We start from the raw sequence: 20,083 nt of genomic DNA on the forward strand, positions 1-20,083 counted from the left end.
ATCCGATCAAGACCTGCAGCATGCGCGCATTGAGAGGTTCCTGCAACCGCATCGACAACGGGATAGACCTCCAATCCGTCTTTCAGTGCATCAAGAGCCGGAAAAACCAGACAGACTTCGGTCCAGAGCGCCACCATGACCAGCTTGCGGCGCCCGGTCGCCCGCACGGCATTGGCAAAGTCCACATCCTCCCAGGCATTGATCGATGTCCTGTCGATCGGCACGGCATCGGGAATGACCTCGGTGATCTGATGAATTGTCGGCTGGTTGCGACCGGTTTTTACGTTGACCGTCGAAAGGACGATCGGCAGTCCATAGAGTTGTGCGGTTCTGGCGACCGCCACCACGTTGGCGACCAACTGGCGGCGTTCCATCGTGACAATAGAGGCGACCTGTACCGGCTGGAAATCGATGATGACGAGGGCTGCGTTGTCCGGGGTCAGCATGTGATCCTCAACCGGATTGCGGATTGTGGCAGGGGAAGTCATGGGTGAAAACCTTGGGCCTTGAGGAAATTGGATGGCGCACCGTCAGGCGGCCGGAACCGCGCTGACCGAAGCCGCTGCTACTTCTTGCCGTCGATGAATGTCTCGATGACATCGACGGTCGCCTCGGGTTGCTCCTCCATCAGCCAATGGCCGGATGCCTTGATCACCGCGCCTTGAACATTGACGGCGGCCGGCTGCATGACCGTTGCCATCATCGTGCCGAAGGATTTCTCGCCACCGACGGCGAGCACGGGCATGGTGAGCTTTTCCCCCTTTGCCAGCCAGGCTCGGTTATCGATGGCATCCTGGTCGAAGGCTGCGAATTGTGCGAAGCCGGAATGCATCGCGCCGGGCCGCGCGTAGAGTTTTGCATAGTGCTTTCGCGAGGCTTCATCGAAGCGCTTCGGATCGGCGGAGAATTCGTTCCAGAACCGGTCGAGGTAAATCCGCTCGCGTCCTGAGACCAACCGCTCCATGTCGGGGCCGCCAAAGCGGAAATGCCAGAGCAGCGGGTTCTTGAGTACGTCTTCCCAGGGGCCGACCCCTGGCACCGGCGCATCCATCAGCGTAAAGCTTGTCACGCGCCCGGGATTTTGCGTGGCAAGTGCAAAGCCTACCATGTTACCGATGTCATGGGTGACGAGATCAAATTTTTCGACATGAAGTGCGTCGAGGACCGCCGAAATGTCATGACCCTGATTGGCTTTGTCAAAGCCGCCCGCCGGATGCGACGAGAGACCCATGCCGCGCAGGTCCGGCGCGATTACCGTATGCTTGCCGGCAAGGCGTGCCGCCAGTGGCGCCCACATGTCTCCGGTCTCGCCGTATCCGTGCAGAAGGACGACCGCTGGCCCGTGGCCGCCCACACGCACGTAAAGCTCGGCGTCCTTCACCTTGATCATTTTCGTTTCGAAGTCTTTCGGAAAAGGCTGGACGTCTGCGAAGGCCGAGCCCGCAATGAGCAGGGCGCCGATGGCGACAGCGGAAAGCAATTTCATGGGGCAACTCCTGGAGGTCGGATTGTGCTCGGCGGACTGGCTGGCCGTGATCGGCAAGGCACCGCGGCCCCGAAGCCGTTCATCTTCAGGACGTGGTTGCATCTTGACGAGGGGGGAGGTTGAAGTCCTTATGGCGATCTTAAAACTTCTGAAAAGCAAGCCCTTAGGGGAACAAGCGGCGACAACCGATGGAGATGGTCGTTCTGATGTTTGGCCGCTACCTGATTGACCGGGAACGCCGTTGCCTGGTCAACGGGCACGACGTGATTTCCCTGGGCGGAAGGGCTTTCGATGTTCTCGTTGCCCTGGTCGAGGCGAAAGGTGCGATTGTCACGAAGGATGCATTGATCGATCGCGTCTGGGAGGGGCGCATTGTCAATGACAATGCCATCGAGGCTCAAATCCATGCGCTGAGGCGCTCTCTCGGCAGCGACCGGAACCTGATCAAGACCGTGGCCGGAAAAGGGTACTGCCTTGTGGAGCTGGAGGCGCCGCGCCTGCCGCCGCCGTCCAATCTCAAGTCCGATCTGTCGAGTCTCGTTGCCAGGGATGACCTGCAGGCGGACATCTGCACGGCGCTCAGCCAGCATCGGCTCGTCACGCTGATCGGCCCGGGCGGCATTGGAAAATCGCGTCTTTCCCGGGTTGCTGCCGCAGCCTTGCGTGATGGCTTTCCGGATGGGATCTGGATGGTCGAACTGGCACCGGTCGATAACGAAAGGTTTGTCTCGCCGGCGATTGCCGGTGCTCTCGGCATCAGTTCAAGCGATCCGAGCGACCTGCGGTCTCTGATGCAGGCCATCTCCGGCAAGACGTGCCTCCTCGTGCTCGACAATTGCGAGCATCTGCTGGATGCGGTGGCAGCAACAGCGCTTGATCTACTCTCGGGGTGTCCGGGGGTGCGAATTCTGGCCACGAGCAGGGAGGCATTGCAGATCGATGGGGAGCGCATCATTCGCATACCGGCCCTGGCCCTTCCGCGGAACCACCAGCCTCTGCAGGAGATCCTGACATCACCGGCGGTGCAGCTTTTCACGCAACGATTCGTGACCGGGAGCGGCTCCTTGGCGCTTCAAAGGGATCTGTCGCCGCTGGTCGAGATTTGCCGGCAGGTCGATGGCATTCCGCTGGCGATCGAAATGGCAGCGGCAGCCGCGCGAACGCTGGGCGTGACGCAGGTTCTCAACGAACTTCGCACATCGCTTTCCATTCTCGGCGTTTCCCGCCGCTCCACTGAACCCAGGCAGCAGACGATGGAGGCCACGATCGAGTGGAGCTATCGCCTGTTGTCCCTGCCGGAACAGATGGTTTTCAGGTCGCTCAGTCTATTGTCTGGTGGGTTTGCGACGGAGGCGGCCGTGGCAATCGCAGCCATGCCCCGGGCCAAGCTCGTGAACATATTGTCCTCCTTGGTGTCGAAATCCCTGCTGACCGTCGCCACGACGGAACAGGGCACTTTGTTTCACCAACTCGAGCCCATGCGCCAGTATGCACGCGCGCGCCTCGATGAAACTGGCGAATATGCCACTGTCGCAGCCCGGCACGCCGGTCTCATGCTCGGTATTTTCCAGCGGGCGGATGCCGAGCTTGATAAGCTCCTGACGGCGCAATGGATCGAGCGATACAAGCCTTACCTGCCGGGTCTGCGACAGGCTTTGGAATGGTCCTTTGGGGAGGGCAATGATCCTTACACGGGCGTCAGACTGGTCGTTGCCGCCGAACCGCTCTGGCTGCATCTATCGTTGGTCAGAGAGTTTCTGGATGTCACCGAGACCGCAGCTCTGCGTATCCGGCCTGACCCGGACCTCTTTCCCTATGCAATGAAGCTGAATGTGGCGCGGGGCTGTGCACTTCTCTATGTCCGCGGCTCGACGCAAACCACCCGCGAGGCCTTGGCGCAAGGTTTGGCTCAGTCGAAACACCTCTCCGATGGTGTCGCGCAGGTCAGAGCCCTTTGGGCGCTGGCTGTCGCGAGTGTCAACGCGGGACTGAATGAGGACGCTCTCCGTTACGCGGAGGAATTGACGCGCGTTGCCGATGGATCAGGCAGCAGTACGGACAGGCTCATCGCCTGCCGGGCGCGCGGCGCCGTGCACCATGTGGTTGGCGAACAGACACGGGCGCAGGCCGAGCTGGAGGAATTCTTCGACGGCTATGAAGAGCCGGTCAGCAATTCGCCGACCAGCCGCTACCATTTTGATCAGCGGGTTGCCGGCCTTGCTTTCTACGCGCGCGTTCTCTGGCTGCGAAACGACACTGCCCGCGCGCTTGATGTTGCCAGACAGGCGCTCGAACGCGCTGTTGAACTCGACCATACCTATTCGATCTGCCATGCGCTGGCCCAGGCGTCGATCCCGCTGGCGCTCGACCAGGGCCATCATGAGGCCGCAGCGCTCTATATCCAGGAACTCGCCGACGTCTCGCAGGCGAGCAGGCTGTCGGTATGGCTCAACTGGTCGCACGCCTATCAGGCCTGCCTCGACATTCGGACGGGATCGCTGAAGTCAGGCATCGGCCGGCTGCAATCTGTTCTCTCCGACAGTCGCGCGATGCCCTTTTCCATGTATCACTGTGGCCTTATGAGCGAGCTTGCCGCAGGGCAACTGGCCGGCAAAGATTACGCGGCGAGTTTGGCGACCCTCGACGCCGCCATCGCGCGGGCGGCGCGAACGAAGGAAGTTTGGTGTCTCCCAGACCTCATGCGTTTAAAGGGCCTGGCCTTGTCAGGGCAAGGCGCCGACGTTGCTTCGACAGTTTTGCACACCTTTGATGAGGCAAGGACGCTGTCAGAGCGGCAGGGGGCTACCCTCTGGCGGGAGCGGCTGCAGGCAACTCTCAGACAATCGTCGGCGTGACACCCCCATCGGCGCGAAGCGCTGCACCATTCGTGGCGGATGCAAGCGGGCTTGCGACATAAGCCACGAGACTGGCGATCTCTTCAGGATGGATCAGCCTTTGCAGCAGCGAGCTTGGGCGATGATGTTGAAAGAAGTCCGCTTCGAGTTCGTCAGCCGTGGCATTCGGATCCGTCGAAAGGCCGCGCAGGAAATCGAATATGCCGTCTGACCGGGTCGGGCCGGGCATGACGGAATTGACCGTGACGCCCGTTCCCTTCGCCGTGATGGCGAGACCACGGGCGACGGCAAGCTGCGCCGTCTTCGTCATGCCGTAATGCACCATTTCGCCCGGCGTCATCAGGCCGGATTCACTGGAAATGAATATGACGCGACCCCAGTTGCGCGCGAGCATGCCGGGCGTATAGGCGCGCGACAGCCTGACGCCGCTCATCACATTCACCTCGAACATATGACGCCATTCGGCGTCGCTGATGTCCTGGAACGACTTCGGCTCGTAAATGCCGAGATTGTTCACCAGAACATCTATCTCCGGCACGGCGGTCACCAGGGCTGCGGCACCCGCTTCTGTCGCCGGATCGGCCAGCACGCCGCTGACGCCGGCTCCCCCGGATGCCAGGATATCGGCAATCGCCGCATCAAGTTTCTGCTGCGAGCGGCCCGGAATGGTGACCAGCGCACCTTCCTTTGAGAACGTCCGGGCAATCTCCAGTCCGATGCCGCCGGTGGCGCCCGTCACGACGACGGTCTTTCCTTGAAGTTTCAGGTCCATGCTGTGTCATCCAGTTTCAAAGGCGGGAAGATCGAAGGTCTTCGGCAGTCGACATCTGTTTGCCTGGCGAATATGGAGATCGATCCGCAGCTATCCTGACAAGTGCAGCAGACAAAGTCCTGAGGCCTGGCTGAAATATTCCTGAAAAATCCGGTAGTGAACGGCGCCCCCGCTTTAAACGTTCCGGCCCGTGAAGATCGAAAGGCAGCTTGGGGCGGAAGGATGAGGCAGTCCGACGCTTTCTTCCGCCGTGCAGCGATCGGCATCGAGCGAGTGGAGGTCGAGCGGGGCCATCTGGTCCGACAGGCATTCTTTGACGTCCGGAAGGGCGGCTTACCTTCAGCATACTCTAGCGACAGACCGTCCGCTCCCGGCCTCGTCATCTAACTCGAAGGTGCGCGTTCTCCCTGTGGCCAATGGTGACCATAGGAGAACTGAAATGGGTATTTCACAATATGATCCTGGCGCACTGGGTCGACCGGCTTGGAACGCAGGCAAGCAAGTTGGCGTCAAGAAGCCCCTGAAGCAGCGCCAGATCTGGGCAGTCCGCTTCTTCCTGGACCGTGAAGGAAGAATGCGAGATCGGGTGCTTTTCGATCTTGCCATCGACAGCAAGCTCCGCGGCTGCGATCTGGTAAAACTGAAAATCGGGACACTTGTCACCGGCCACGACATTCGAACTCGGGCGATGGTCGTCCAGCAGAAGACTGGACGACCCGTGCAGTTCGAAATCACGACGGAGGTCAGAGCTAGTCTGCTTGCCTGGCTTCAACGAAGGGGAGGAACAGTCGATGACTATGCCTTTCCCAGCCGCGTCGGCCACGCAGATCATCTTAGCACTCGGCAGTACGCCCGACTGGTCGATGAGTGGGTGACAGCGATCGGGCTTCGTCGGGAGGATTACGGCACGCATTCCCTGCGGCGAACGAAGGCTGCCATGATCTACAAGGCCACTGGCAATCTTCGAGCGATCCAGATCCTGCTTGGCCATACCAAGATCGAAAACACAGTCAGGTATCTCTGCGTCGACATTGAGGATGCACTAGAACTGGCCGAACGGACCGAAATCTAAAAGGGCGCGGCCCTGCATGTTGCGAGGCCGCGCCAGATTCTTGCGTGAGCCTCTCGAAGGACTCGATCCGCTTTGCGCCGTCATCTCGGTCATGAACTTGATGATATCACGTTCCCAAAACCGGACCTAACTTCGAAAAAAGCATCATAATTTCTGCGCGCTATCAAGCAAACATCGGCATATGCGTTGGTTGCCGAGAAAATGCGACGTCAAAAACTTTAGAGCGCGTCAGCGCTTTCATCTGTGAAGCCTTCGCCTCTATTCAATCTCACGTTGCTCCGATTGGCAAACGGCGCCCAACCGCCCAGCGCCGGTAGTCGGCCGGCGTCATGCCGGTCAACTGGATAAAGGCGCGCCGAAACGCTGTCTCATCGCCATACCCGCACTGCTGCGCCACCTGCTTGACGCTCGCTCCTGGTGTTTCGAGGAGCACGCAGGCCATCTCGATCCTGACTCGCGTCATGAAGCCCTTTGGCGACTCGTTGGTAAGTTCCTTCAGCCGCCGGTGCAGTGTCCGCTCGCTGAGATTCAGCGCGCTGGCGAGCGCTTCCGCCGTCATCCCCGGACTTGCATGACGGATGATCTCTTCCGCCTGCAGCAGCAAAGGGTCGGCTGCGTTGACGTAACCGCGCGGCGCGTAGATCATCTGCGGAATCGACAGCGTGTCGGCGACCGATACATCAGCCGCGAGTTTGGCTGTCTCTGGCCCGGCAGTGCGCTTGATGACGTGCAGTGCCAGGTCGATCCATGATAACGGCCCCCCTGTGGTAATCACGCGATCCTGCTCCTCAACTGCCGTTCCCCACACCGGTCGCGCCTTTGGGAAACGCCGCTTGAAAGCGTGATGCAGCCACCACGTCGTGGTGCAGCGTCGACCATCAAGAAGCCCGGCTTCGCCGACGATGAACGTTCCAGCGCAGGCCCCGCCGATAAGGGCGCCCTGCTTATGCCTGGTCAAAAGCCATTCCGCCGCCTTCTCGATCGAATCGGACACCGGCGGAAGACGATCGGGCCCCAATGCCATACCGGCGACGAGCGCGATATCGCATGGACCGAGTTTGTCGAACGAACAGTCGACAGGAATACGGCGGCCTTGTGCGGCATGAGGCGACACCCCGTCAGCGCTGACGATCGTCGTCTTGAAATAATGCTGGGTCTCCGCGGGTAACCCTGCTGCTGTCCCCTCGGGCGGCGCCCGGAGTGCCTGGTTGGTAATCCAGAACAGATCCGACAATCCAGCGATCGCCGAAAGCAGGCTTCCCTCGACGGCGATCACCGCGACGTTAACGGTGCGAGTTGGCATATCGATTGGCGAGTTTTGCATGAAGGATGTCCACTTTGCCATCTGAAGGACGCGGCAGCGGAGAGGTATACTCGCCTCAACAATGCATCAAGGCGCTAACAGATGAAAATATCAACGTATAAGACCACCGGCTTCCCGTGGAGGCCAGCAATTAGGATGACGTCGGCGGGTTTCACCGGCCGTCTACTCGCCTCGCTTGGCCTGGCATTTTCGCTGTCGACGAGTGAAGCCAAGACCGCCCCGGCACGTCACGCCATCGGTACGATCGTGCTCGTCCACGGCGCCTTTGCCGATGGATCCAGTTGGGCACCAGTCATCAAACGGCTTCAGGCCCGCGGCTATCGCGTCGCGGCCGTGCAGAACCCGCTGACCTCGCTCGCCGATGATGTCGCTGCGACCAATCGCGTATTGCGCCGCCAGACCGGCGATGTGCTGCTTGTGGGCCATTCCTGGGCGGGCGCTGTCATCACCGAGGCTGGCAACGCCGCAAACGTAAAAGGCCTCGTCTACTTCTCGGCCCTGGTGCCGGATAGTGGCGAGTCCGCCAGCGATCTTCTGAACCGCCTGAACGCGCCGATGGCAGGGCTTACTGCGGATGCGGATGGGCTGATCTGGCTGGATGACGCGAAGGCCTATCGCCACGTCATGGCGGCTGATGTCTCAGAGGACAAAGCGGCTGAACTGGCGGCGCTCCAGCAGCCCATCGCAGCAGCGACCTTCGCCGGCAAAATCAGCCATGCCGCTTGGCATGATAAACCGAGCTGGTACCTGCAGACAAAAAACGACAATGCGCTTCCCCCGCAGGTCCAGCGAGCGATCGCCCAGCAGATCGGTGCGCGCGTCACATCCATTTCTTCCAGCCACATGTCCCTCGTCTCCCATCCTGATGCGGTTGCCGATCTGATCGATCAGGCTGCTCGGGAGGCAGGACAATGAGCCGCGGAACTGAGAACACATACGTCAACGATAGCGAGAAAGACATGAAGATCCTTCACATCGACTCCAGCATTCTGGGCGCCAGCTCCATCACACGAGATCTCACCGCGACGATCATCGGCGAAATCCGCTCCGGCAACGAAAACCTCGAAATCGACTATCTCGATCTCGTCGAATATCCCGTCGGACATATGGACGGAGCAGTGGCCGCCGGCTTCCGTCCCAATGTTACCGCAGAATTCGATGCTGCGGCGCTTCACGAAAAGGAGATTTCGGATCGTCTGGTCGCGCAGTTCCTTGCAAGTGACGTGATCATCATCGGTGCGCCGATGTATAACTTCTCTGTCCCGACCCAACTGAAGGCCTGGCTGGACCGGATCGCTCAGCCCGGCAAGACCTTCAAATACACCGAGACCGGGCCGATCGGTCTTGCAGGTGGCAAGCGTGTGATCATCGCGTCTGCCCGGGGCGGCTTCTACCTCGAAGGTCCTTTGGCCCAGTTGGATTTTCAGGAAAGCTACCTGAAGGCTTTCCTCGGTTTCCTAGGCATTCAAGACGTTCGCTTTGTTCGCGCTGAAGGCGCATCGCGCGGCGAAGAAATCCGTCAGAAGGGCATCGCCTCTGCCAAAGCCGCCATCGCCTCCGCGCTCGCCTCTGCCTGAACGATCCAAGGAACAAGCATCATGCTGTACGCCATCAAGCTCACATACATCCGTCCCATCGAAGATATTCAAGCTCAGCTCGATCCGCACAAGGGCTGGCTCGCCCGTTACATCAAGGCGGGAACGATCCTGTTTGCCGGGCCATTGGAAGGCGGAAAGGCAGGGTTCATTCTGGCGTTCGCCGAGAGGATCGAAACGATCGAAGCAATGATTGCCGAAGATCCATTCGACGTGCTGAAGCTCGCGAGATTTGAGATCTCGGAATGCAATCCTGTGGTCCGGAATGAAGCTTTCTCGGCCCAATGGGCACCCGAGGCAAAGGCTTTCTAGCACTGTTCCGCGGCAAAAGAACAGCTTCCTGGCCGGACGGTCAGGAGGCTTTTGAGCCCCTTTGCGCAAATCCGTCAAAGAGGGCAGTTCCCCTGCTATTCTGGATCTCGATTGGCTCCGATCAGCATCTTCGCGCTAACTTCAGCTTTTTCTCCTGTCTCTTGGGCCGTCAGATTGTCCTCTACACAACGAGGAAGGGGAAAAGGCAAGGGATGTCCGCTTCGCTGACTCCTACGGTCTAGGCTTAAAACTACAGCGACTTCGGGTTGCTGAGTTCTGGAGACCGTCATTTCGCTTACAGTGCCCTTGCGGAAAACAATTCCGCTTCTGCGGGCCCTTTCGCGCGGCTACCTAAGGTTTGATCGTTCCCTCCCAGCGAAAGTCGATCAGGGGCATCATACTGCGCACCTTCTGATGCCCCTAACCGACATTGGCGTCGATCCAGGCGCGCGTCTGCTCAAGAACCTCGTCCGACAATTCAGGATCATCGATGGACCTGGCTAGGATGACTGCTCCGACCATGGCCGCCCAGCTTCCGATCGCTGCACGGCGGGCGTCCGCTGAGCCCTGATCTGGAAGCGCATGCTCAAGGCGTGCGATCTGGGTGCGCAGTCCCTCGGCCATGGCAGCTTTGGCTGCAGGCGTCTGGTGGCGAATGGCCGCGGCGAGTCCTGCAGTCGGGCATCCATTGCCGGGATTGTCCCGATGGCGGGGCGCCAGATAGGAGCGGACGAAGCCGCTGAACTCGCCGTCCCCAAAACTGTCGGCCGCAAGCGCATGCGCCAGCGTCTGCGCGACGAGATCGTCTTTCGATGTGAAGTGGCCATAGAAGCCGCCATGGGTCATGCCTGCGGCCTTCATGACCTCAGCGACGCTGACCGCATCGAACCCCTTATCCTTAAACAAGCGGCTTGCGACGTCCAGGATCCGCCGACGGTTCTCCGCCATCTGTTCTCGGCTGACTTTCATTTTCAAAATTCTCCGCGCTGGCCATTGACATTTACATGATGACGATCATATTTAAATTCAATCATGATGATCGTCATGAATATAGGATCAACCTTAGAAAAGAGCAATCCAAATGAGTCAGTTTCCCGCAGTCCTGATCACCGGCGCCTCCACGGGCATTGGCGCAACCTATGCCGATCGCTTCGCGCGTCGAGGCCATGATCTCGTGCTGGTCGCTCGAGACGTGGTGCGCATGGAGGCGCTTGCGAGCCGTCTGCGACAGGAAACCGGCGTCGCCATCGACATCCTCCCGGCCGATCTCACCAAGGCTGAGGATCTGGCAAAGGTCGAGACCAGGCTGCGCGACGATGTCCGCATCGGCATTCTCGTCAACAATGCCGGAACGGCGATCGGCAAAAGCTTTGTCGAGCAGAGCGTCGACGACATGACCCGGCTTATTGCGCTCAATGCCACCGCACTCGTCCGCCTTGCCGGCGCTATTGCTCCCCGTCTTGCCAATGCAGGCGAAGGCGCGATCATCAACATCGGTTCGGTCGTTGGGCTTGCTCCGGAATTCGGCATGACCGTGTATGGCGCGACCAAGGCCTTTGTGCTGTTCCTGTCGCAGGGGCTTGCGCATGAACTCGGGCCCAAGGGCGTCTACATCCAGGCCGTCCTTCCTGCCACGACCCGCACCGAGATCTGGGATCACGTCGGCGCCGACGTGAACGCCATGAGCAACGTCATGGAAGTGGGCGATCTGGTCGATGCCGCTCTCGTCGGCTTCGACCGCCGCGAGCCGGTGACCATCCCGCCGCTGCACGACGGCAGCCAGTGGGACGCGCTTGATGGCGCGCGCAAGTCCATGCTCGGCAATCTCGTCAATGCACTTCCCGCTGAACGCTATCGCACGACTGCGTGAGCTTTCCGACATCGATGAAACCACGCCAATAAATAGAAGTTTCGCAGGTATATTATGACCAAGACCAAGCTTTTCGAGCCCTACACTCTCGGCTCTGTCACTCTTTCCAACCGGGCCGTCATGGCGCCCCTCACGCGCAATCGCGCGGGTGCGGGCCTTGTCCCGAGCGAACTTGCTGCGGAATATTATGCCCAGCGCGCCAGCGCCGGACTTATCATCACCGAAGCCACACAGGTGTCCAGGCAGGCACAGGGCTATCAGGATACGCCAGGGCTCTACACACCGGAGCAAGTCGCAGGCTGGAAGAGGGTGACAGACGCGGTTCATGCCAAGGGCGGACGGATATTCGTTCAGCTCTGGCATGTTGGTCGCATCAGTCATGTCGATCTACTTGGCGGTGACGCACCGGTCGCACCCTCAGCGATCCGTGCCGCGACCAAGACGTTCGTGAACAACGGGTTCGCTGATGTGTCCGAGCCGCGTGCCCTTGAGCTTGATGAGCTTCCGGGCGTCGTCGACGACTTCCGCAAGGCTGCCGCCAATGCCATCAAGGCTGGTTTCGATGGTGTCGAGGTTCATGGCGCCAACGGCTATCTGCTAGAGCAGTTCGCAAAGGACGGCGCCAATGTCCGCACTGATGCCTATGGCGGATCTGTGGAAAACCGCGCCCGCCTGATGCTCGAAGTGACCGCTGCGGTGGCGCAGGAAATCGGGCCGGAGCGCACCGGTATCCGGATTTCGCCGGTCTCGCCTGCCAATGGGATTTCCAGCAGCGATCCCCAAACGCAGTACGACTATATCGTCGACCAGCTTGATGCGCTCGGAATCGCCTATATCCATGTCGTCGAAGGTGCCACCGGCGGACCGCGCGATGTCGCTCCGTTTGATTATGGCTTGCTGCGCAAGCGGTTCAGCAAGACGTATATCGCCAACAACGGCTATGATCTCAAACTCGCGACGTCGCATATAGCCGAGGGCAAGGCGGATCTCATCGCTTTCGGTCGTCCGTTCATCGCCAATCCCGATCTGGTCGAACATCTGCAACTCGGCGCACCTCTGAACCAGATTGATCCTGCCACGATCTATGGCGGCGGCGCTGCGGGTTATACCGACTATCCGCGCTTGAGCGAAACAACGTCCGGTAATTGAGCCATCACGGGGGCCTCGCCTCGGTGCGGCCCCATCATGCCGATCACCATCAATCCCTGACAATTCCCAAGGCTGCGCGGACGGATGTCGCAAGCCAAATCGAGAACACAGTTATGGCAACCTTCGCATCAACAGGACAGAAGACTGCATTCGTGACCGGTGCCTCAAGCGGCATCGGCAAAGCGGCGGCATTGGCGCTCAGCCGGGCCGGTTACCGGGTGATCGGCACCAGTCGCAAGGCGGCACCCGGCGAGGTCCGCGACGGCATCCGCATGATCGCCTGCGACGTGACATCGGACGATTCCGTGGCCGCGGCCGTGGCGCTTGCCCATGCCGAACTCGGTCGCATTGACCTCCTTGTTAACAATGCGGGCTATGCGATCTCCGGCGCGGCAGAGGAAAGCTCAATCGAACAGGTTCTTGCACTGTTCGACACCAATTTCCTCGGCGTCGTTCGGGTCACGAACGAAGTCCTGCCGATCATGCGCCAGCAGGGCAAGGGACGAATCCTGAACATCGGTTCGGTCGTGGGTCTCATTCCCGGCCCCTTCGGTGCCCACTATACGGCGAGCAAGCACGCGATCGAGGGCTATTCCGAATCCCTCGACCATGAGGTGCGACCGTTCGGCATCCGTGTCGCGGTGATCGAGCCATGGGCGACAAAGACATCTATCGAAGCCAATTCCCCGCAGGGTGATCGTCCGGTTGCGGTCTATCGCGAGACATTTGCCCGGTATCAGGCCGCTTTTGCCAAAGCCATGGCAGGCGGCGACACGGCAGATGATGTCGCTGCGACCATTCTTGCCGCAGCGCAGGCCAGGAAGCCAAAGCTCCGCTACCCCTCAGGACGAGATGCCCGACAGACGGCGTTTGCCAGACGGTTCCTGCCACGCGCGTTGTTCGATCGCATTTTGCGCAAGCAGTTCAACATCGCCTGAGATTGTGATGTCATCACCGAAAGCCCTGGCTTTCCTGGCTGCCACACCCTGAAAACGTTTTACCCCGGAGAGAACCCGTGAAAGCCTTCGTCGTCGACAAATACAAGAAAAAGGCCCCGCTACGGCTGGCCGACATGCCTGATCCCGTCATCGGCGCCAATGATGTGCTGGTTCGCATACAGGCCACCGCGATCAACCTTCTGGATTCCAAGGTGCGTGATGGTGAATTCAAGCTGTTCCTGCCCTATCGTCCACCTTTCATTCTCGGCCACGATCTCGCAGGAACGGTTATCCGCGTCGGCGCCAATGTTCGACAGTTCAAGGCAGGCGATGAGGTGTTTGCTCGCCCGCGTGACGGCCGCGCCGGTACCTTCGCGGAAATGATTGCGGTCGATGCCGCAGATCTCGCGCTGAAGCCGATAAGCCTCTCCATGGAGCAGGCCGCCTCGATCCCGCTGGTCGGACTGACCGCCTGGCAGGCGCTCGTCGAGGTGGGCAAGCTCAAGCCTGGCCAGAAGGTGTTCATTCAGGCAGGTTCTGGCGGTGTCGGCACATTTGCAATCCAGCTTGCCAAACATCTCGGCGCGACAGTTGCTACCACCACCAGTACGGCGAACATCGAGCTTGTGAAAGGCCTCGGCGCAGATGTGGTGATCGACTATAAAAAGCAGGACTTCGAGCAGGTACTGTCCGGTTACGACCTGGTGCTCAACAGCCAGGATGCCAAGACACTGGCCAAGTCGGTCAACGTGCTGAAGCCCGGCGGTAGGCTGATCTCCATCTCCGGACCACCGGACGTCCCTTTTGCCAAATCGCTGAAGCTGAACCTCTTTTTCCGTTTCGTGATGCGAATGCTCAGCCGCAGCATTCTGAAGAAGGCAAAGAGCCGGGGCGTCGATTATTCCTTCCTCTTCATGCGCGCGGATGGACAGCAACTGGGCGAGATCGCCAAGCTGCTCGATGCGGGTGTGATCCGCCCTGTCGTGGACAAGGTGTTTCCTTTCGCGCAGACGGCGGAAGCCTTGGCCTATGTCGAAACCGGGCGCGCCAAGGGGAAGGTTGTCGTCGCCGTTTCGCAACAGTCGCCAGTTCAGTTATAGTCTGCTTCATTCAAAGCATAATGTCCGCTTCCGTTGCTGAAAGGACCCGAGCGGACTGTCTCCTCACGGCCCCTATAGCGACAATCAAGCCGATGCAGTGAAGTGTATTGTCGGTGGCCGTTGTATCGAAGGCATAGGCTTATGGTCGCGATAGGGCTTTCGGTCGACGTCTGGTTTGATCGAGAACCATTAATAGTCCTGCGTTGCGCTCGATGATAATCTCAAGTGCGGTAGGTTGCGCAGATCATCGAACTAAATCAACAGCCACGGTACGCCGGTGAGGGATGCTCAAGCGCCTGAAATTCCAGACGTACTCTATGACCGCACGGGGCACCGCTGTCGGTTTTTCTCCCAATCCAGGCTGACTAGAACTATGCGCTTGCGGCCTGGAATCACCGGCCGTTCCTTGCACGCAGCCGGTCGCTCGCGTCTCGTTTTCCCGCCGTGAGCTCTGCCTCGTAACAACTGCAGCGAGGTTCATCTATTGCGTGCAAATTCCGGGTTGAAAGGGCGCGTCAGGCAACTCCTGCGACAGGACACCATGATTTATGCACGATGAGATCTGCTAGTCCGAAACCGTGAAAGTAAGCACGGCCTTAACCGGCAGTAACATATGATATTTTAGAATGCGTGCGGATAAGGAGCCGGCGCTTTCCGCGCCACGCCACAGACACTCATATGGAATATCAAATGATGATCTTCGACAATATGAAAATCATAACCAAGATTTCGACCGCCATCATCAGTCTGATTGCGGTGAGCCTGGTGGTTGCATTCGTCAGCTACCGCTCCAGCTCCGTTCAGGCGCAGAATGCCGATATGACGGACCATACGCATGTCGTCCTGTCCAAGGTCTCCAACATGATGTCTGCCATGGTGGACCAGGAAACCGGGATGAGAGGCTACCTAATTGGAGGGGATCCGAAATTCCTCGAGCCGCAGATCGCCGGCGAAAAAGCCTTCAAGCAGAATCTCGCCGAGGCCCAGCAACTGACGGCGGACAATCCTGCCCAGCAGGCTCGTCTCAAGGATGTGGCTTCCCTTGCCGAAACCTGGGCTGCCAAGGTCGTGAAGCCGGAAATGGAATGGATGAAGGACCCGTCCACCTGGGACAAGGCCCGCCAGGTCGAGATTTCGGGTGCCGGCAAGACGTCGATGGATGGCATCCGGGCCAAGGTGAAGGAACTGGCCGACGCGGAACTGTCGCTGCTGGGAACCCGCAAGGCCGCAGCCGATGATGCTGCCGAGATGGCTCAAGCGTCTGCCTTGATCGGCGGTATTGTCATGCTGCTTCTGTCGATCGCCGGCCTGCTCGTTCTTAACCGCTCCCTCGTCAAGCCGCTGCGCAATCTGAATGCCTGCATGCTGGTGCTTGTGAAGGGCCAGAACAACGTGGAGGTGCCCGGCCGCGGGCGCAAGGACGAGCTGGGCGATATGGCCGCAGCCGTCGAAACATTCCGCCAGACCGCCATCAGCAAGCTGGAAAGTGATCGCCAGGCAGCCGAGTCGAGAACTTCGTCCGAAGCGGAACGCGCGCGTGTCGCGGAAGCCGAGCAGGCCCGGGCCGCGGCCATGGCCGAAGCAACAGCCGGTCTGGCCGAAGGCTTGAAGAACCTTTCCAACGGCAACCTCACCTTCACCTTGTCACGGCCGTTTGCCACCGATTTCGAGGGGCTGCGCCACGACTTCAACACGGCTGTCGCGCAATTGCGCGAGACGCTCCACGAGGTTTCGATCTCGACCGGCGCAATCGACGCGGGTTCGCGTGAACTGAGTGGCAGTGCCAATGACCTTTCGCGGCGCACGGAGCAGCAGGCAGCTTCGCTCGAGGAAACGGCAGCGGCTCTTGATCAAATCACCGCAAACGTGACGAATTCGGCCAAACGCACCGAAGAGGCCCGCGCTGTCGCCATGGACGCCAACAAGTCGGCTCGCCAGTCCGGCGAGGTTGTGGCCAGCGCCGTCAATGCGATGCAGCGCATCGAGCAGTCTTCGAACCAGATCTCCTCGATCATCGGCGTCATCGATGAAATCGCCTTCCAGACCAACCTTCTCGCCTTGAATGCCGGCGTGGAAGCGGCGCGCGCCGGGGAAGCCGGCAAGGGCTTTGCCGTCGTTGCCCAGGAGGTGCGCGAACTGGCGCAGCGTTCCGCCCAGGCGGCCAAGGAAATCAAGGATCTCATTCGCACCTCGGCCGGTGAAGTGGAAAGCGGCGTCAAGCTGGTCACGGCGACCGGCGAAGCGCTGAAGGTGATCGAGGAGCACGTGGTGTCGATCAACACGCAGCTGGATGCGATTGCGACCTCTGCGAAGGAACAGTCGGTCGGTCTTGCCGAAGTCAACACGGCCGTCAACCAGATGGACCAGACGACGCAGCAGAACGCCGCCATGGTGGAAGAGGCAACCGCTGCCACAACGAAGCTTGCCAGTGAAGCCGACAAGCTGCGCCAGTTCGTCGGGCGCTTCCAGCTCGAAGGAGGGGTTTCCAGCGGGCGCGTGGCAGCCGTTTCGCCCTCTGTCCGTCAGGCTCCGGTCGCCTCGCCTGCGCGCAAGCTGGTCAACAAGATCTCCCGCAGCCTGGGTGGCGGATCTGCCGCGACGGCCGAGAGCTGGGAAGAGTTCTGATCAACGGCTGCGGGGCGGATGCTGTCTGCCCCGCAGCTTTCTTATGCATTTCGACGTGACATTCCGTCCGTGCGGCGGGTTCTACTAACGCGGGGCGTTGGCTTTGGTCCCCGGAAGATTCAATCTCGTCCTTGTCGCCTTTGCGCGGGATGATCTTTCTTCGGGGGCAAGAGGACGGTCCTGATCAGGCGGCCACCGGGCCGCTCGATGAACACGTGTGACATCGCAGCGATCCATACGGCACCTGAAATTCCAAGGAGCCAGACTGCCCATGATGGTGTGCCTGCCCATGCCAGGAAGCCGATGAGCGGCGAATGAAGCAGATAAAGGGAGAAGGAGATATCTCCCAACCAGCGCGTAACAGAGTTTCCGAACAGGCGCTCTGCAGCCGAAGAACTTTGAGCGCACCATATGAGGGTACAGACCACGATCATGCACAAGGGATCACGCCAGGTATCCAAAAGGGCTGGCGGTTCAAAGCCAAACAGCGGCCGCATCTGGGGCAGTGAAAGCCAGTAGAGGGTGAGTGCTCCCATAAAGAGCGGGCCGGCAACTTTCTTCGAAGGAGGGCTGATCAGCCGGATGGTCACGCCGAACAGGAAATAAGGAAGACATCTGATAAGCGTTGGCAGGGCATCCGCCGAGACCGACAGGCTCAGTATGACCGCTGCAATTGTCAGGGTGTATATTGCGATCGGCATATGAGACAGAGCCCATATGATGAGGAACAGCACATAGAACTGGATCTCAACAGGCACCGTCCAGATGATGCCATCTCCCCTTATGAACATGAGATGCGACAAAAGGTTGCCGGTCGTGACGTTATACCCGTAGAGTTGATTTTCTGTCACGAGACCGAAAACGAACGCGACAACGATCACCAAGACATACAATGGTAATATTCTTGCGGCGCGCCGAGTTGCATATCTACCCGCATGCTGCCAATCCAAAGGCTCGCCCGCGTGGTTGTGCGCCATGAGGAAGCCGGAGAGAGCAAAAAAGAGCATCACGCCAAGCTGCCCGGCACCGTTGCCAAGAGGTTGAACGAGTTGCGTCAAGTTTGACAGGTGAGAAAGCAGCACGGTCAGTGCCGCCATTCCGCGTAACCCGTCCAGCGCTGCGATGCGTGCTCCCGACAAGATCGTCCTCCGGAGGGTGGATGTATCATCTGCTTGCGCTTGTGGCAGAGCAAACGCGCATCGTCTACCGGTCAGTTATGTTGGTGCGTCCCGGTCCCGGGTCCATGAACCTGCGGATCATGGCAGGAGCGTCCAAATGCGCTCCTTCTTCATTCCGTCAGCTCTGCGCGCCCAGAAGTTTCTGGCGTACCTGTTCGGCCGTGCCGCGGACGTAGAACTGGAAGTGGCTGCCGTTATGGGGAATGGCAAGGGCAACGACCGTGACCTGATCCTCGAACCGGGCGACATAGACCACGTGCTGCGGGTTGATATAGATCTGCTGATCGTGGGTGTTCTTGAAGCTGATCAGGTCCCTCATGGTGTATCCTCAAGCTGTCGTCTTATAAATTTCCGGCAGAATTTATGCTGCCGGCTTGCCTTCGCACACCATGCCGATAGCGGGAGATGCCGGCTCGCGTGCGCGCGGTTCAGGCGATGGCATTTCGATATCAGAATGACCTGCAAAAACCGTTAAAGTGCTGAGGCTGCGCCGCCAACGCCACAGGATCATTCGTCACGGATCCGCAATCCGAGAATCTTTTCGCGCAGCAGGCGGGCCACGGAGCGGGTATTGCGGTAAAGGTGCAGCTGGGTTGCCACCTGGCGGGTGTCGCGGTCGAGGCTCTCCTGCAGGCCGATCACCAGCGTGCCCATGGCTTCGCGCTCGCGCCAGAAGCGGCTCATGATCGGATGGTCGGATGCCGCACAACTGTCGGAGCGGGTGATATTGGCATCGTCCAGATGCCATTCCGTGAGCTTCATCATCAGGAGTTTGCCCGGAGAAAAGCCGGCATAGGCCTCATCATACGCCGTCTTCCAGGTATAGGCGTCGCCGGCCATCAGGAAGACGACGAGCGAGGCGATGGCGCGGCCATTAAGGTTCAGCGTATGGATGCGCACGGCATCCACTTCGGCAAGGTTGCCGATGGCTTCACGCGCAAAGGCTGCGTGGTACCGGTCATTGATCAGAGCGGAGCGCTTGCGTCCCTTCCATCCGCTGGCTTCCAGGGCGAGAAACTCTTCCGTGCCGCGTCGGATATCCGCCGGCTGGCGGGCAACCTCATGGGTCAGGCTTCCCGTGGCCGAGAGTCGGCGCCACTGGCGCCGCATGTCGCGCAGGTGGTGCGGCGACAGCGCCTGTTTCAGATAGGCCTCGCCATCCAGTTCGCTGTGCAGCATCGGGCGCTGATAGGTGCCGGTGACGGTGACCGGCAGGTTGCGGCCAACGGCGACGGCCCGGATCAGCTGGGCAAAACGGCCGTTGAGTCTCAGATCCGGCAGAACCAGAACCTTCGGCAGCCCGGCGTCCCGGCGCCCTAAGGCATCGAGAAGGTTGTCGAGTGTTTCAGCCGCGCCCTCGGCATCGACGAGCGGCGTGCCCAGCGGCCCGAACGGGTTCGCCCAGGCGCGAAGGATCGGCGCGCCAAGGGCAAAGCCGGGCTTTTCGACGGAAAATGGCATGAGAAGGCGCATGCGGCTGGAGCGCTCCCGCTCGTCGCGGATGAGCGCCAGCTGGACCTGTCGGTCTTCGACACGCGGCATCGCAGGGGCAAGCAGGCGGCCGGAAAAGAAGACGTTTGGCTCCATGACCCGGTTGGACAGGAAATCGAGTTCCTCCTCCAACTCGTAGCCCATATGGCCTGGATAGATGGCAAGCGTGCGACCGACACGCGCGGTGTCGATGGTGATCGCTGCTGCGGGACTATCCAGCCGTCGTTGCGGCGCAGCCATTTTGGAGGATGCAGGCATGCCTTGTGCCAAGGACGTTGCCGTGTTTGGCGCTGCCTCTAACAGAGGTTTCGTCAGC

At 59.9% G+C, this 20,083-nt stretch carries 18 protein-coding genes; 10 read left to right on the forward strand and 8 right to left on the reverse strand.

The genetic code is table 11. The features are described from left to right. Window positions 1–488: isochorismatase family protein (locus ACEXP3_RS23110; RefSeq protein WP_377299548.1), on the reverse strand; the 488-nt coding region annotated here is incomplete at its 3' end. 77 nt (window positions 489–565) lie between these two features. Continuing rightward, a complete protein-coding gene (locus tag ACEXP3_RS23115; RefSeq protein WP_210103455.1) occupies window positions 566–1,486 on the reverse strand; it encodes an alpha/beta fold hydrolase in 921 nt (306 codons plus the stop codon). 188 nt (window positions 1,487–1,674) lie between these two features. Between ACEXP3_RS23115 and ACEXP3_RS23120 the strand changes: the two genes are divergently transcribed. After that, entirely contained in the window at window positions 1,675–4,341 is a 2,667-nt protein-coding gene (locus ACEXP3_RS23120) for an ATP-binding protein (RefSeq protein WP_377299549.1), read from the forward strand. Here the strand turns inward: ACEXP3_RS23120 and ACEXP3_RS23125 are convergent. Next, window positions 4,322–5,113: an SDR family NAD(P)-dependent oxidoreductase gene (locus ACEXP3_RS23125; protein WP_377299550.1), complete on the reverse strand. Its 792-nt coding sequence runs from the start codon at window positions 5,111–5,113 to the stop codon at window positions 4,322–4,324. The genes ACEXP3_RS23120 and ACEXP3_RS23125 overlap by 20 nt on opposite strands. Before the next feature lie 439 nt (window positions 5,114–5,552). On the opposite strand from ACEXP3_RS23125, the gene ACEXP3_RS23130 reads away from it, so the two are divergent. After that, complete coding sequence (locus tag ACEXP3_RS23130; protein WP_377299551.1) at window positions 5,553–6,185, forward strand: tyrosine-type recombinase/integrase; 633 nt, start codon at window positions 5,553–5,555, stop codon at window positions 6,183–6,185. 268 nt (window positions 6,186–6,453) lie between these two features. On the opposite strand, the gene ACEXP3_RS23135 is transcribed toward ACEXP3_RS23130, so the two are convergent. Next, entirely contained in the window at window positions 6,454–7,509 is a 1,056-nt protein-coding gene (locus tag ACEXP3_RS23135; RefSeq protein WP_377299552.1) for a GlxA family transcriptional regulator, read from the reverse strand. A gap of 135 nt (window positions 7,510–7,644) precedes the next feature. Between ACEXP3_RS23135 and ACEXP3_RS23140 the strand changes: the two genes are divergently transcribed. The 3 genes from ACEXP3_RS23140 to ACEXP3_RS23150 are packed head-to-tail and all read left to right on the forward strand — an operon-like array spanning window position 7,645 to window position 9,416. Beyond that, window positions 7,645–8,424: an alpha/beta fold hydrolase gene (locus ACEXP3_RS23140; RefSeq protein WP_377299553.1), complete on the forward strand. Its 780-nt coding sequence runs from the start codon at window positions 7,645–7,647 to the stop codon at window positions 8,422–8,424. Further along, window positions 8,421–9,086, forward strand: a complete 666-nt coding sequence (locus ACEXP3_RS23145; protein ID WP_377299554.1) for an FMN-dependent NADH-azoreductase — start codon at window positions 8,421–8,423, stop codon at window positions 9,084–9,086. Before ACEXP3_RS23140 ends, ACEXP3_RS23145 begins: the two co-directional genes overlap by 4 nt. A 21-nt stretch (window positions 9,087–9,107) precedes the next feature. Continuing rightward, window positions 9,108–9,416 (forward strand): YciI family protein, encoded by a 309-nt coding sequence (locus tag ACEXP3_RS23150; RefSeq protein ID WP_377299555.1) that lies wholly within the window; start codon window positions 9,108–9,110, stop codon window positions 9,414–9,416. A gap of 420 nt (window positions 9,417–9,836) precedes the next feature. On the opposite strand, the gene ACEXP3_RS23155 is transcribed toward ACEXP3_RS23150, so the two are convergent. Continuing rightward, window positions 9,837–10,385: a TetR/AcrR family transcriptional regulator gene (locus tag ACEXP3_RS23155; RefSeq protein WP_377299556.1), complete on the reverse strand. Its 549-nt coding sequence runs from the start codon at window positions 10,383–10,385 to the stop codon at window positions 9,837–9,839. 112 nt (window positions 10,386–10,497) lie between these two features. Here ACEXP3_RS23155 and ACEXP3_RS23160 point away from each other — a divergent pair, with 112 nt between their 5' ends. From ACEXP3_RS23160 to ACEXP3_RS23180, 5 genes are all read left to right on the forward strand, one after another. Further along, window positions 10,498–11,286 (forward strand): SDR family NAD(P)-dependent oxidoreductase, encoded by a 789-nt coding sequence (locus ACEXP3_RS23160; protein WP_377299557.1) that lies wholly within the window; start codon window positions 10,498–10,500, stop codon window positions 11,284–11,286. 54 nt (window positions 11,287–11,340) lie between these two features. Next, window positions 11,341–12,435, forward strand: a complete 1,095-nt coding sequence (locus ACEXP3_RS23165; protein ID WP_377299558.1) for an alkene reductase — start codon at window positions 11,341–11,343, stop codon at window positions 12,433–12,435. 113 nt (window positions 12,436–12,548) lie between these two features. After that, window positions 12,549–13,373, forward strand: coding sequence for an oxidoreductase (locus ACEXP3_RS23170; RefSeq protein ID WP_377299559.1), 825 nt, complete (start codon window positions 12,549–12,551; stop codon window positions 13,371–13,373). Between the two features lie 77 nt (window positions 13,374–13,450). Continuing rightward, on the forward strand, window positions 13,451–14,473 hold the full coding sequence (locus ACEXP3_RS23175; protein WP_377299560.1) for an NADP-dependent oxidoreductase: 1,023 nt from the start codon (window positions 13,451–13,453) through the stop codon (window positions 14,471–14,473). A 708-nt stretch (window positions 14,474–15,181) separates the two neighbouring features. Further along, on the forward strand, window positions 15,182–17,098 hold the full coding sequence (locus tag ACEXP3_RS23180) for a methyl-accepting chemotaxis protein (protein WP_377299561.1): 1,917 nt from the start codon (window positions 15,182–15,184) through the stop codon (window positions 17,096–17,098). A 119-nt stretch (window positions 17,099–17,217) separates the two neighbouring features. On the opposite strand, the gene ACEXP3_RS23185 is transcribed toward ACEXP3_RS23180, so the two are convergent. From ACEXP3_RS23185 to ACEXP3_RS23195, 3 genes are all read right to left on the reverse strand, one after another. Next, the gene (locus ACEXP3_RS23185) at window positions 17,218–18,237 is read right to left on the reverse strand and encodes an acyltransferase family protein (protein ID WP_377299562.1); all 1,020 of its coding nucleotides are present in this window, start codon (window positions 18,235–18,237) and stop codon (window positions 17,218–17,220) included. A gap of 157 nt (window positions 18,238–18,394) precedes the next feature. Further along, on the reverse strand, window positions 18,395–18,595 hold the full coding sequence (locus ACEXP3_RS23190; RefSeq protein ID WP_210105698.1) for a hypothetical protein: 201 nt from the start codon (window positions 18,593–18,595) through the stop codon (window positions 18,395–18,397). Window positions 18,596–18,783: 188 nt separating this feature from the next. Beyond that, a complete protein-coding gene (locus ACEXP3_RS23195; RefSeq protein ID WP_377299580.1) occupies window positions 18,784–20,007 on the reverse strand; it encodes a GNAT family N-acetyltransferase in 1,224 nt (407 codons plus the stop codon). Window positions 20,008–20,083: the final 76 nt, after the last annotated feature.

The sequence above is a fragment of the Neorhizobium fuzhouense genome (genome assembly GCF_042611105.1).
Lineage (GTDB): Bacteria > Pseudomonadota > Alphaproteobacteria > Rhizobiales > Rhizobiaceae > Neorhizobium > Neorhizobium galegae_A.

What these genes read in the sequence shown, in the direction of transcription:
- ACEXP3_RS23115 (WP_210103455.1), bottom strand. Translation starts at nt 1,486, where the DNA reads ATGAAATTGCTTTCCGCTGTCGCCATCGGCGCCCTGCTCATTGCGGGC.
- ACEXP3_RS23120 (WP_377299549.1), top strand. Translation starts at nt 1,675, where the DNA reads ATGGAGATGGTCGTTCTGATGTTTGGCCGCTACCTGATTGACCGGGAA.
- ACEXP3_RS23125 (WP_377299550.1), bottom strand. Translation starts at nt 5,113, where the DNA reads ATGGACCTGAAACTTCAAGGAAAGACCGTCGTCGTGACGGGCGCCACC.
- ACEXP3_RS23130 (WP_377299551.1), top strand. Translation starts at nt 5,553, where the DNA reads ATGGGTATTTCACAATATGATCCTGGCGCACTGGGTCGACCGGCTTGG.
- ACEXP3_RS23135 (WP_377299552.1), bottom strand. Translation starts at nt 7,509, where the DNA reads ATGCAAAACTCGCCAATCGATATGCCAACTCGCACCGTTAACGTCGCG.
- ACEXP3_RS23140 (WP_377299553.1), top strand. Translation starts at nt 7,645, where the DNA reads ATGACGTCGGCGGGTTTCACCGGCCGTCTACTCGCCTCGCTTGGCCTG.
- ACEXP3_RS23145 (WP_377299554.1), top strand. Translation starts at nt 8,421, where the DNA reads ATGAGCCGCGGAACTGAGAACACATACGTCAACGATAGCGAGAAAGAC.
- ACEXP3_RS23150 (WP_377299555.1), top strand. Translation starts at nt 9,108, where the DNA reads ATGCTGTACGCCATCAAGCTCACATACATCCGTCCCATCGAAGATATT.
- ACEXP3_RS23155 (WP_377299556.1), bottom strand. Translation starts at nt 10,385, where the DNA reads ATGAAAGTCAGCCGAGAACAGATGGCGGAGAACCGTCGGCGGATCCTG.
- ACEXP3_RS23160 (WP_377299557.1), top strand. Translation starts at nt 10,498, where the DNA reads ATGAGTCAGTTTCCCGCAGTCCTGATCACCGGCGCCTCCACGGGCATT.
- ACEXP3_RS23165 (WP_377299558.1), top strand. Translation starts at nt 11,341, where the DNA reads ATGACCAAGACCAAGCTTTTCGAGCCCTACACTCTCGGCTCTGTCACT.
- ACEXP3_RS23170 (WP_377299559.1), top strand. Translation starts at nt 12,549, where the DNA reads ATGGCAACCTTCGCATCAACAGGACAGAAGACTGCATTCGTGACCGGT.
- ACEXP3_RS23180 (WP_377299561.1), top strand. Translation starts at nt 15,182, where the DNA reads ATGAAAATCATAACCAAGATTTCGACCGCCATCATCAGTCTGATTGCG.
- ACEXP3_RS23190 (WP_210105698.1), bottom strand. Translation starts at nt 18,595, where the DNA reads ATGAGGGACCTGATCAGCTTCAAGAACACCCACGATCAGCAGATCTAT.
- ACEXP3_RS23195 (WP_377299580.1), bottom strand. Translation starts at nt 20,007, where the DNA reads ATGGCTGCGCCGCAACGACGGCTGGATAGTCCCGCAGCAGCGATCACC.